Origin of the sequence: Clostridium sp. OS1-26 (assembly GCF_030915445.1) — a bacterium.
GTDB lineage: Bacteria > Bacillota > Clostridia > Clostridiales > Clostridiaceae > Clostridium_AM.
The window spans coordinates 4,255,384-4,268,743 of record NZ_CP133264.1 but is presented as its reverse complement, the minus strand read 5'-3'; the positions used below and the strand labels follow the sequence as shown (position 1 = coordinate 4,268,743).

Below are 13,360 nucleotides of genomic sequence, written 5' to 3'. Positions count from 1 at the left end.
GATCGCTTAAGATAAAATCCCCGGTATTTACCCGGGGATAGAAATTATGCATTAATTTACTCTTAAAACTATTTTGTCATCTTCTAAGTCGACTTTAATATGAGAACCTTCCCTAAATTTCTTTTGAAGATATTGTTCAGCAATTTCATCTTCAATATACTTTTGAATAGATCTTCTAAGAGGTCTTGCACCATACCTTTCGTCATATCCAACTTTTAATATATAATCCTTTACCTCATCAGATATATCTAAGAAAATATTCTTTTCTTTAACTTCATCAATAACTTCTTTTAACATTAAGTCAATGATTTTGCGCAGTTCTTCTTTTGAAAGAGGTGTAAATACTATCGTTTCATCAACTCTATTTAGAAATTCTGGTCTGAAGAATTCCTTAAGTGCTTCCTTCACTTGATTTTCTAGAATATTATAGCCTTCCTTTGCAAAACCAATTCCATTAGATTTAAAATTAGTTCCTGCATTTGATGTCATAATTATTACAGAGTTATCAAAATGAACAGTTCTTCCTTGGCTATCTGTTAGCCTTCCATCCTCAAGAATTTGAAGCAGCATATTAAACACATCTGGATGTGCTTTTTCAATTTCATCTAAAAGAATAACGGAATAAGGTTTCCTTCTAACCTTCTCTGTCAACTGGCCGCCTTGATCATATCCAACATATCCTGGAGGAGCACCAATTAACTTAGATGCTGTATGCTTCTCCATATATTCTGACATATCAAGGCGAATAAGAGCCTCTTCACTTCCGAAAAGTTCGCAGGATAGAGCTCTTGCAAGCTCAGTTTTACCTACACCAGTAGGCCCTACGAAAATAAAGGAAGATGGCTTTTTCTTTTTTCTAAAGCCTAAGCGATTTCTTCTTATTGATCTTGATAAACTTATAATCGCTGAGTGCTGTCCTATTACTCTTTTATGAAGTCTCTCTTCAAGGTTTAATAACTTTTCTGCTTCTTCTTCAGTAATACTTTGCACAGGAATTTTAGTCCAAGCTTCAATTACAAATGCAATATCTTCTACAGTTAAATTTGCAGAAGCACACTCTTTTTCTATAGACTTTATCTTTCCTTGCACTTTGCATTCTTCTGTTTTAAACTGTGCAGCTTTCTCATAGTCATTATTATCCGCAGCATCTTCCATTTTGTTCTGAATTTCATTTAATTCTTCTTTTAAAGCGTGCAGCTCCACAAGTCCTTGATTTTTTAAGTTAGCCCTTGAACTTGCTTCATCAATTACATCTATAGCCTTATCTGGTAAAAATCTATCATTTATATACCTTTCAGATAGATTTGCTGCTGCTTCAATTACTTCATCACATATTTTAACCTTATGGTAATCTTCGTAATACCCTCTAATGCCCTTTAAAATTTCTATTGTTTCCTCTACTGTAGGTTCTTCCACTAGTATAGGCTGAAATCTTCGCTCTAGGGCAGAATCCTTTTCTATATGCTTTCTATACTCTTCTAAAGTGGTTGCGCCAATTACTTGAATTTCTCCTCTTGCAAGTGCAGGTTTTAGTATATTAGCAGCATTCATTGCTCCCCCCTGAGCTTCACCAGCACCAATTATATTATGAATTTCATCTATTACCAATATAATGTTTCCACTATCTTTAGCCTCTTCTATGATGGACTTCATACGTCCTTCAAATTGTCCCCTAAACTGAGTTCCAGCTACAACTGCTGTTAAATCAAGTAAATATACCTCAGCATTAAACAACTTTGTTGGCACTTGTTTTTCTGCTATTCTAACTGCCAATCCCTCGGCAATTGCTGTTTTCCCCACACCTGGTTCTCCTATTAGTATAGGGTTGTTTTTAGTTCTTCTATTTAGTATCTGTATAACCCTATCTATTTCTCTGTGTCTTCCAACAACCTTATCAACTTCCTTATTTTTTGCTTTGTCTGTTAAGTTTGTTCCATAAGTATCAAGGTGCTTTCTTTTCTTTCTATTAAAGAAATTGCTTTTTGTTTTAACATTTGATGATTCATCTCTAGATGATTCATCTCTATTAGAAGACTTTTCTTTCTTTTCTCCAGTAGCTTCTTTGCTGTCCATATCCGTAGGGGAAACTGAATTGTTAAATAAATTTAAAAATGGGTTACTTCCCATGTCTTCTATATTTATATCTTGAAGCATGCTATTCATTTGTTCTGATAGATTCTCAATATCATCCTTTGATATGCCACTTTGTTTCATCAATTGATCAACAATTGGAATACCCATTTTTTTAGCACACTCTAAACATACACCTACCATTTCGGACTTACCATTCTCCATTTTTGCTGTATATATAGTTGCTATATTTTTATTACAAATAGAACACATTTGCATGTTATCATCTCCATATTTCAATAGTAAAATTAGATTATTGTAATTACAGTATATCATATATTAATTTTTATTATAACAGTTTATCTGTAAAACTTTTACATGTTATTTTCTCCATCATCTATTAACTTATCTTTTTATCTTTCACTAATTTTTGTTAACAAATTTATAAATTTAGAATAATATAATAAGCATAAGCAACATTTTGAAGGTGTAACTGATGTTTTATAAAGTTGTGATATTTTTTCTAATTATCATCTCTTTTGTTACTAAAAACAAAAACCTCTCCATTGCAGCTTTCGTTATATTTGTAGTATCACTTATCAATAATCAAAAATCCATATATTTCATCGAAAAATACTTTCTGGACATAGGAATGATATTTTTGATGATGTGGATGCTTGTTCCATTAATTAAAGCTGAAAATTCACTTACTCCAAACATAAAAAGTCTTCTAAATCTTAATGGGCTTGTATCATTTATTGTAGGAGTAGCCGTTGTCATGCTAGCAGCTCAAGGGGTTAGCTTCTTAAAAGGCAGTGTTGATGTCTTAAATGGAGTAATATTAGGATCTATTATAGGTGTAGCACTCTTAGGCGGAGTACCTGTTGGCCCACTTATTGCTTCTGGTATTGCCTATGAAATTGTACGGCTAATTAATGCAATATTTAAAAATTAATAACATTATATAAAAATGTTTTTAATACTACAATAACTTTTTTAAAATTTCTTAAATATTTAACAAAATCCAATAATTATTTAACAAATTACTACTAACTGGACACATAATACAAAAAAACCCTATAAGGCTTAAACCTTATAGGGTTAATACATCCAAATGTATTATCTTCTGAATCCTCTATTGCTGTTGTTTTGTTGCTTTCTAGCTCTTCTACAATCAGCACATCTTTGTGGCTCATTTTCAAATCCTTTTTCTTTGTAGAAAGCTTGCTCGCCCTCTGTAAATACGAATTCTTTTCCACAATCTTTACATACTAATGTCTTATCTGCCATTTCAACATTCCTCCTTTTAATTATAAGATTTAAAAATTGATAACAATAAATTCCTGAAAAGAGGAAATGTTGTTCACCATATTAAATCTCTTTCTGTGCCAATATTAAATTTAATTATTAGCACGCATTCATAGTACCATATTATCAAATAATGCGCAATAGTTAAATGAAAAATTTTTTTGATTTAGAAAATTTTGTTACACTTTTTTTATTTATTTTAATTTAAATATATAATTCACCAATATTATTTCTAATTTATGTAAATCAATCCGATAGATTCTAAAATCCCACCTAAAGTAAGCTTCACTTTATTTTGTCGCTTTTTGCACCCTAACATTTTTACCTTTTATAGTAGTTTGTTGAAGTGCATCAAGTACTACTCTACCCTTTCCATCTAATATATCAATATAAGAGAAGTTATCTTGAATATCTATTATACCGATATTTTCAGCTGTAACCCCATTTATGCTAGTGATTGCGCCAACAATATCCCCTGCTCTTATTTTTTTCTTTTTTCCAGCATTTATGTACAACTTCATGATTTCTTTGTTTAACTTATCACTCTTGTCAACTTTTAACGATTTCTTATTTCTAGCATTTTTATTAAAGATATTTTTTCCTTCCTCTACAGCTTCTTCAGAAGGTACTTCACCTTTATCTATATTTAGATCAATGTAATCCTCAATATCTCTTAAAAATCTATATTCACTTGGAGTCACAAAAGTTATTGCACTTCCTTGCTTTCCAGCACGAGCCGTTCTTCCTATTCTATGAACATAACTTTCTTTTTCCATAGGTATATCATAATTTATAATATGTGTTATATTTTCTACATCAATTCCTCTTGCTGCAACATCTGTAGCAATTAAGAAACTAAACTCGCCTCTTTTAAATTTTTGAATTGTATCTATTCTATCCTTTTGAAGCATTCCTCCATGTAGCTTATTACAAGAATAATCCCTGCTTTGCATTCTTTGTGTTAAACTGTCCACGTTGTCTTTTGTACTGCAGAAAATAATACAACTATCTGGCCTTTCTGTATATATCAATTTATTGAGAAGATTGAACTTTTTGTTATTTTCAACTTCATAGTATACCTGATGTATTTTTTCTGCGGTAAGACTTTCAGGATTTATCTCTATATTAATGGGGTTAATCATGTAATTATGACATAACCTTTCAATTTCTTCTGGCATCGTTGCAGAAAACAGCATAGTTATTCTATCTCTAGATAAAGCATTTATAACTGTTTCTACTTGCTCAATAAATCCCATGTTTAGCATTTCATCAGCTTCATCTATTATTAGATACTTCACATCACTTAAATCAATATTTTTTCTTTCGATATGATCTAAAGTTCTTCCCGGTGTTCCCACAATAACGTGAATTCTTTGTTTTAATTGCCTTGTTTGTTCACTAATTGGCTGTTTACCAAAAACAGCAACACTCCTTATCCTTTTAAATCTCCCTATATTATTTATATCTTCTTTTACTTGTATAGCAAGCTCTCTTGTAGGTGTAAGCACTAATACTTGGGGCTTATTCTCTTCTATCTCTATCTTTTCACAAATAGGAATTGCAAAAGCCCCTGTTTTTCCACTTCCTGTTTGAGATTTAACTATTATGTCCTTATCTTTAAGTGCTAGCGGTATAACTTGTGCTTGCACTTCTGATGGATGCTTATATCCAAGCATTTCTAAAGATTTTAATATTTCTTCACTTATATCTAAGGATTTAAAATTTAATTCAACCATTTCTCTACCTCACGTCATATATTATTACTACTTATTAGGATTAGCAAAAATAAGTGTACCATACAAAATCAAAATAGTCTCTGTTTATATTAATTTTATCCCAATACATCGGTACATTTGCATAAAAAAACATGATAAATTATAATCAAAAGGATTATTAATTTACAATTTATTTCACAAGGAGAAAAAAATGAGCTTGCGTAAAAAAACTATTTATATTATATCTTTTACATTTTTATGTTTAATTTTATTATTATACGTTATTTCCACTAATATTATAGGAAGAGGTTTTTCCCACCTTGAAAATGAGTATATACAAAATAATGTTAACCAAGCAATAAGTACACTTAAAGATGATGTTGTTACACTTAATACTTCTATAAGTGATTGGTCAAATTGGGATGATACATATGAGTTTATTGAGGACAACAATTATAAGTATATTCGTTCTAATTTAGGAGATTCTACCTTTACTCAATTAGGTATTAATTCAATCATATTTATAAATTCCTCTGGTAATATAGTTTTTAGCAAAGGCTATGATTTAGAAAACAAAAAGGAATTAAATATTCCAGATGACTTGAAAAAAATTGTTTTAACAGATATTTTTTTAAAAGGCACTATTAATAATAACTATAACATAAACGGAATAACTATGACATCGCAGGGACCTGTACTTATTGCTGCTAAATCTATATTACATAGTGATGGTTCAGGGTCTAGCAGGGGAGTTGTTGTTATGAGCAAATATCTAAATTATGATGAAATAAAAAGATTATCACATTCTACTGGCTTATCTCTTGATATAAAAGAAATATATAATAATTCTTTACCTAAAGACTTTTCCTATGCCTATGACAACTTAAAAAACGGACAAGAGGTCTTTATTAAGGCTTTAGATGAGAATAAAATTTCCGGTTATTCAATAATTAAAGATATTAATAATAATCCAATTTTACTTTTAAAAGCTACTACACCAAGACTAATATATAATCAAGGTGTTTCAAGTATTAAATTTTTTACATTTTCTATATTTGTTATAGCCATGATATTGTGTTTAATCATTCTCATGTTTTTAGAGAAATCTGTGCTTTCACCTATAAAATCTTTTAGTGATATTGCCAAAAAAATTTCAAAAAGTAAGGATTTGTCCATTAGATTTCCAAGTAACAGGCAAGATGAATTAGGTTATTTAATGAATATATCAAATACTATGTTAGAAGCATTAGAATTATTTCAGTGTAAATTACAAAAAAGTGAACATAAGTATAGACATCTTTTTGAAAGTTTAGTTGATGGCTTTGTTTATTGTAAAGTTATTTATAATGAAGAAGAACCTGTTGATTATATATTTATGGAAGTTAATTCTGCCTTTGAAGAAATAATTGATATAGAAAAAGAAAATATTATTGGCAAAAAAGCTAAAGATATAGGATTAAAATTCGAAAATTCTATAGTTAGCTGGAAAGAGTTGTTAAGTCGTACTGTAATTAATGGTGAAAAAATTAAGTTTGAGTTAAGTTCGCCAATAAATAATAAATGTTATCTTGTATCTGCATATTGTCCTGAAGAAAACTATTGCATAGCGTTATTTAAAGATATAACTGAGTTAAAGGAAGTTGAAAATCAATTAATACTGGCAAGAGATTCTGCTGAAAGTGCAAATGCAGCAAAAAGTATTTTTCTTGCTAATATGTCTCATGAAATAAGAACACCTATGAATGCTGTAATTGGTATGACAGAATTACTTGCAAAATCGCAACTAAATGATAAACAAAAAGAAATAGTTTCTTTAATAGACGATGCTGGCAGATTGTTGTTAAATCTAATAAATGATATATTAGATTATTCAAAAGTTGACGCTGGTAAAATGACTTTAAATTGCTTTGAGTTTGATTTAAATTCTGTTATAAAAAGTGTTGCTGATATTATGTCTGTTAAGGCCTATGAAAAAAAACTTTCGTTAGTTACACTTGTTTCTCCTGAAATTCCAACAATTATAGGTGATGGAGATAAACTTCGTCAAGTTTTATTGAACTTAGTAGGAAACGCCATAAAATTTACAAACAACGGAGAAGTTATTATTAAAGCTTTTTTAAATAAAATAACTGAAAATCATGCTGTAGTTGATTTTGAAGTTAGCGATACAGGTATTGGAATTGCCCCAGATAAAATCAAAAAATTATTTAAACCTTTTGTTCAAGCTGATGGTTCTACAACAAGAAAATTTGGGGGTACTGGCCTTGGTTTATCCATATCAAAAGGGATTATTGACCTTATGAAAGGTAACATAATGCTAGACAGCACGCCTGGTAAAGGTACTACTTTTAAGTTCAATATAACCTTTGAATACTTAAATATATCTAAAGAAAAGCATCCATCTGAAGAGTTGAAGGATGCTAACATACTAAGGTCTTTAAAGCTTAACCAAATAAGTAAGTTAGATGTTATTGATAATAACTATGAAAAAGAAGCTCTAGGTAAAGTTTTACTTGTTGAGGATAATCCTATAAATCAAAAGCTTGCCTTTATGCAGTTAAAGAAACTTGGAGTTAATGTTGACATTGCTTCCAATGGCAAAGAAGCGCTAGATAAGCTATCTACGCAAAGGTATTCATTAATGTTTATGGATTGCCAAATGCCTGAGTTAGATGGCTTTGATACTACAAAAGCTATTAGAAAACTTGAACCAACTTTAGGATATCACCCTATAATAGTTGCAATGACCGCAAATGCCATGGAGGGTGACCGAGAAAAGTGTTTATCTTCTGGTATGGATGATTATATTTCTAAACCAGTAAAAATTCAAAATCTCTGCGATATCTTCAATAAATGGGAAATAAAATATATTAAACCATAGGAGGAACAGCATATATGGAAACTATATCTTGTAGATATGATATTGATGAGTTAGCTAATGATATGGAAGTAGATTTAACTACAATATCCACTTTGTACTCAGAATACTTTTTAGAAATGAAGGAAAACATATACAAAAGTGAAATTCTATGTGCTAAAGAAGATTATACTAGTCTAGAAAGAATACTTCATAATATTAAAGGAACCTCAATTAGTCTTAACATAAAAGATATATACTATACTTCCCTGAACTTAGATAACCAATTAAAAAACAATAAATATGAACAATCCACTTATGGAATAAAAACCATTAATGAATTATTTAATGAAGCAGAAAAAGATATAAAAGAATTTTTTCATCAAAATGGTATTGAACTTTAGAATTAAATTGGAGGATTCGGACATGCTTAATGGTAAGAAAATGCTAATTGTTGAAGACTCGCGTACTATAAGACTTCAAATTAAAATTATGCTTGAGCATGAAGGTGCAACTGTAGTGGAGGCAGGCAGTGAATGGGGTATGTTTAGCAAAATAGAAGAATTTGGAACAACTGTTGATTTAATTATTATGGATTTAGTTTTACATAATGAAGATGGATTAAAACTTATTGAAAATCTTAAAATGAATTCTAAATATAATAATATTCCTGTAATTATTCTTACAGAAAAAGTCGAACTTGATAGCATACTAGAAGCAAAAAAGTTATCAATAAAATACTATTTAAAAAAACCTGTTAAAAAGCTGGAACTTATAAATAGAATTAACTCTATTTTAAATACGTCTGGTATAGAAACTTAACCTATTGAAAGTGCTATTTCAATAGATTGAAAAGGGGTAGACTTCACCCCTTTTTATTATTTATGCTTTTCATAATGATTTAATTGAAAAAAATTCTTTTTAGCAATATACTTTTATATATGTTGTTTAAATAATTATATTGTATTTGATTTTAATACAGTTAGGAAAGGATACGTGATTACATGAATTTAATGTCTTTAGAAAATATATATAAAAGCTATGGAGAAAAAGTGCTTTTAAATAACATATCTATTGCAATAAATGAAGGTGAAAAAATAGGTATCATAGGTATAAATGGTACTGGAAAATCTACTCTTCTTAGAATTATTGCTGGCAGTGAAGTATATGAAAAAGGAAATATAATTTCTTCAAATAACTTGAAAATTAGCTATTTACCTCAACAGAGCTTCTTTGATGAAAATGCTACTGTTATTGAGCAAATCTTTAAAGATGATACTCCTGTAATGAGACTTTTAAGAGAATATGAAGGCACAGTTAAAGCCTTAGAACAAGATGAAAAGAATGAAGACCTTCAAAGAAAGCTTTTAAATCTAACTTCACAAATGGACGCATTTAGTGCCTGGCAGCTAGAAAGCGATGCTAAAACAATACTTACTAAGCTTGGAATATATGATTTTAGTGCTAAAATATCTACCTTATCAGGAGGACAGAAAAAGCGAATAGCCTTAGCTTCAGCTTTAATTACGCCTTCAGATTTGTTGATTTTAGATGAGCCTACTAACCATATTGATAACGACACTGTTGCATGGCTTGAGAGATATCTAAATAACAGAAACTCCTCTCTTCTTATGATAACTCACGATAGATATTTTTTGGATAGAGTAACAAATAAAATATGGGAGCTTCATAGTGGAAACATATATAGCTATGCTGGAAACTATAGTACATTTTTAGAGAAGAAACTAGAGAGAGAAGAGCTTGAAAAAGCTGTTGAATCTAAACGTCAAAATACTTTAAGAAGAGAGCTTGAGTGGATTAAGCGAGGTGCTAAAGCTAGAACCACTAAACAAAAGGCTAGAATCCAAAGATTCGAAGAGCTTCAAAATAATAAAATTGATATAGTAAAAGATAAAATAGAAATCTCTGCTTCTAGTACAAGGCTTGGTAAAAAGGTAATGGAAGTTGACCATATAAGCAAAAGCTTTGGAGAACGTACATTAATAAAAGATTTTAGTTATATTTTTTCCAGAGGTGACAGAGTTGGTATAATAGGCCCTAATGGCATGGGAAAGTCCACTTTACTTAATATATGTATAGGAAAAATTCCACCGGATAGTGGTGAAATTATAGTTGGAGACACAGTCAAGATAGGATATTTTTCTCAAGAAGGTATAGAAGTTGATGGGAATTTAAGAGCGATCGAATACGTAAAAGAAGGTGGCGAGTTCATAAAGAATTCTGAAGGTGAACTCATAAGTGCATCTAAAATGCTTGAAAATTTTCTATTTGATTCCTATATGCAGTGGACTCCAATTTCCAAGCTCTCTGGAGGAGAAAAAAGAAGGCTTCAATTGCTTAGAACTCTTATGGAGGCACCTAATGTACTTATACTAGACGAACCTACCAATGACCTAGACATTCAGACTTTAACCATACTGGAAGACTATTTAGAAGAATTTGAAGGTACTGTAATTGTAGTATCACACGATAGATATTTCTTAGATAAAGTATCAGAAAAATTATTGGTTTTTGATGGTAATGGCAATATAGATCATTACGTTTGTAATTACTCTGAGTATATGGAAAGGTATAAAACTGAAGCTGCCTATGAAAAAGAAGATAGCACCAAAAAGGAAGATAAAGATCTAAATAAGGAAGAAAGAAAAAAGAACAAACCATTAAAGTTCACTTATAAAGAGCAAAAAGAGTTTGATGAAATAGATGAAATAATATCAAACTTAGAAAATGAAATTGCGAATATCGATGATAAAATAAATTCTGCTGGAAGCGACTATGCCGCTCTTCAAAAACTATTATCTGAAAAGGAAGAGCTATCTGAGAAACTTGATTATTCAATTGAAAGATGGACCTATTTAAATGAATTAGCTGAAAAAATTGAGTCACAAAAAATAGATAAATAAAAAAAACCCTTTATGGGTTTTTTTATTTATCAAAGAGGCCACCTGTTTTACCACTTTTAATAGCTTTTCTGCTTCCACCAATATTTTTTTCTGGTCTTAAAGCTCCTTGCTGAGAACTTTTATTCTTTTTTGATTCAATTATTTTTTTCATCATTTCAATATTTTTATCTGACATTTTCCTGCTCCTTTGACTTAAGTGGATTTTTATTGCTATATTTTTTGTATCAAACTATATTATATAACATTTTCACCTTCTAGTTTATACTTTTACTATATTAATTTTAAGTTTTTGCCGTACTGAAGCTTGGAAGCATATCCGGTTGTATGAGTTAACTTTCAGCTTTTTCCCTGTAAGTTAAAGCTGCTTAGCCTTAGTTTCAAAGGTCTTAAAAGACTTATAAAAGTATAATGTGGCTGCAACATACATAACAGCAGTTATAAAGTATGGTATCTCATATCCGTTAGTGAAATATTTCATTATAAATCCCGCTATAACCGCACTTAATGCTCGGCTCAAATTACTAGATATATTATTTATACTTGCGAAAGCAGATCTTTGATGTTCTTGTACTAATTCCATAGCCATATTATTTACTATAGGTCCTGACATATTCATTAAAGCATTCCTGACAAATAGTGCAAGTGATACAACTATTAATGATGGCGGTATTGCTATAAGCATTAAAAACGGAACAGAAACTATTTGACAGACTATTATAGTCTTAACCTTTCCATATTTCTGTGCCATTATAGGTGTTATAAGTCCCCCTATTCCCATCGCTGCCTGAGCTAAAGACATAATTATTCCTATTTGATCTGTACTTGCATTTACTTTGTACTTCAAATATACATTAAAATATGGCACTACAAGACCTGCGCCAAAACCTATTATAAAGTTATATATAACAAATTTTAGTGGACCTTTCTCTTTTATAATACTTACAGCATTCTTATAAAAATTACTTTCTGCTTTCTGAGTTGTTATTTTATTATCTTTAATCATTGCTGCAAATATACAAGCTATTAGGCCCATCACAGCAGAGAAAACTATTGAATATTTTAGAGAAACTATAGAGCCCATAACTATATTCAGCTTTTCAGAAACATGTCCAAAAATAAAGTACCCTATCATAGTTGCAAAAACGTTATCTGCAAAAGAATAACTAAAAAGTTTTAACCTGTTATTTGGAGTTCCATTTTCCATAAAAAAAGGCCCCTCTGCCACCATTAAAAAGGCCATGGCACATCCCTGTATAACAGCAAATATTATCATTAGCCAACTATTTTCAAAATATCCTTGAAGCATTGATGTTACAGGAACTAAAAACACTCCAAGAAGTATGGCCTTTTTCTTTCCCCATCGATTAACAATTACAGCAGCTGGAATTGAAAATGCCGCTGTAGCTAATATTCTTGAACTTAATATTAAACCTAGAAAGCTTTCTCCTAAATTTAACTCTTTTATGTATATTCCTTGAAGCATACTAAAAGCTCCCAAGGATATATAATAAAATGCTATAGTATAAAAATATAGTGCTGCATTTTTTGAAATTCTTTGTTGATCCTTCTCTCCGCTCATAACTTCACCTTAATTATTATTTTATCCGATGGCTACCATCCATAATACTCCTACCAAACAGTGTAAAGGCGATTCTATCTATGTAAGCTAAAGTATTATAATAATTACTACATTATATATAATACACCCTTTCCTATATATCTTTCAAATTATTTTAGTTTCTTATGTACATCTGGTTGCTGTTCTTTTATTACTTGTCATATTTTCATTTCCCCTCGCTTCCTTTTTAAAATTTTGTAACATTATTTTGAATCCTGCATATTATATACTGTGTGTAAAAATTTTATGGAGGCTTATTAATGTATAGAAATGAAAATCTGGATCCTGAACAAAATCTTAATCAGGACCCAAATGAAGCTTACCCTGGCTATCGCGAGGACCCTGATGATGACCCTCGCATGAAAATGTGCTGTCCTATGATGTGCTGTTGTCCTATGATGCACGGACATCAAATGATGCCTACTCAAATGATGCCAACACAGGTTTCTCCTGCTCAAATGATGCCTAGTAGTGGATGTGATGATCCTGATCCTCGCCGCCCATTTTTCCATGAGAGACCATTCTTCTTCCATGAAAGACCATTCTTCTTCCATGAGAGACCATTCTTCTTCCATGAAAGACCATTCTTCTTCCATGAGAGACCATTCTTCTTCCATGAAAGACCATTCTTCTTCCATGAGAGACCATTTTTCTTCCATGAGAGACCATTTTTCCCTGGGAGATAGAGAGAATACAAAACTTTAATTATAATTTAAAATATAACTGCAGTCTAGGCTGCAGTTATATCTATTTTGACTATTTTCAAAAAATAATAAGTACTGACATCTCTGCCAGTATTACAATTTGGAGGTAATTAATGTATTCTAATCAATTTCATTATATGATTGATTTATTGTAATGTTACATT

Annotated in this window: 11 protein-coding genes; 6 read left to right on the top strand and 5 right to left on the bottom strand. The window is 30.5% G+C overall.

Annotated features, from left to right (window positions below; translation table 11 throughout):
- Positions 1-51: 51 nt before the first annotated feature.
- On the bottom strand, positions 52-2,349 hold the full coding sequence (locus RCG18_RS21120; protein WP_308037984.1) for an ATP-dependent Clp protease ATP-binding subunit: 2,298 nt from the start codon (positions 2,347-2,349) through the stop codon (positions 52-54).
- 217 nt (positions 2,350-2,566) lie between these two features.
- Between RCG18_RS21120 and RCG18_RS21115 the strand changes: the two genes are divergently transcribed.
- Entirely contained in the window at positions 2,567-3,025 is a 459-nt protein-coding gene (locus tag RCG18_RS21115; protein ID WP_308037983.1) for a DUF441 family protein, read from the top strand.
- Between the two features lie 164 nt (positions 3,026-3,189).
- Here RCG18_RS21115 and RCG18_RS21110 read toward each other — a convergent pair whose 3' ends face one another.
- Entirely contained in the window at positions 3,190-3,360 is a 171-nt protein-coding gene (locus RCG18_RS21110; protein WP_178908663.1) for a zinc-ribbon domain-containing protein, read from the bottom strand.
- A gap of 308 nt (positions 3,361-3,668) precedes the next feature.
- A complete protein-coding gene (locus RCG18_RS21105) occupies positions 3,669-5,114 on the bottom strand; it encodes a DEAD/DEAH box helicase (RefSeq protein WP_308037982.1) in 1,446 nt (481 codons plus the stop codon).
- Positions 5,115-5,304: 190 nt separating this feature from the next.
- Between RCG18_RS21105 and RCG18_RS21100 the strand changes: the two genes are divergently transcribed.
- From RCG18_RS21100 to RCG18_RS21085, 4 genes are all read left to right on the top strand, one after another.
- Positions 5,305-7,974, top strand: coding sequence for a CHASE4 domain-containing protein (locus RCG18_RS21100; RefSeq protein WP_308037981.1), 2,670 nt, complete (start codon positions 5,305-5,307; stop codon positions 7,972-7,974).
- Between the two features lie 14 nt (positions 7,975-7,988).
- Positions 7,989-8,354 (top strand): hypothetical protein, encoded by a 366-nt coding sequence (locus tag RCG18_RS21095; RefSeq protein ID WP_308037980.1) that lies wholly within the window; start codon positions 7,989-7,991, stop codon positions 8,352-8,354.
- A gap of 22 nt (positions 8,355-8,376) precedes the next feature.
- Positions 8,377-8,772, top strand: a complete 396-nt coding sequence (locus RCG18_RS21090) for a response regulator (RefSeq protein ID WP_308037979.1) — start codon at positions 8,377-8,379, stop codon at positions 8,770-8,772.
- Between the two features lie 182 nt (positions 8,773-8,954).
- Positions 8,955-10,874: an ABC-F family ATP-binding cassette domain-containing protein gene (locus RCG18_RS21085; RefSeq protein WP_308037978.1), complete on the top strand. Its 1,920-nt coding sequence runs from the start codon at positions 8,955-8,957 to the stop codon at positions 10,872-10,874.
- A gap of 22 nt (positions 10,875-10,896) precedes the next feature.
- On the opposite strand, the gene RCG18_RS21080 is transcribed toward RCG18_RS21085, so the two are convergent.
- Positions 10,897-11,049 (bottom strand): hypothetical protein, encoded by a 153-nt coding sequence (locus RCG18_RS21080; protein WP_308037977.1) that lies wholly within the window; start codon positions 11,047-11,049, stop codon positions 10,897-10,899.
- 180 nt (positions 11,050-11,229) lie between these two features.
- Entirely contained in the window at positions 11,230-12,453 is a 1,224-nt protein-coding gene (locus RCG18_RS21075; RefSeq protein WP_308037976.1) for an MFS transporter, read from the bottom strand.
- A gap of 299 nt (positions 12,454-12,752) precedes the next feature.
- Here RCG18_RS21075 and RCG18_RS21070 point away from each other — a divergent pair, with 299 nt between their 5' ends.
- The gene (locus RCG18_RS21070) at positions 12,753-13,178 is read left to right on the top strand and encodes a hypothetical protein (protein WP_308037975.1); all 426 of its coding nucleotides are present in this window, start codon (positions 12,753-12,755) and stop codon (positions 13,176-13,178) included.
- The last annotated feature ends 182 nt before the right edge of the window (positions 13,179-13,360 follow it).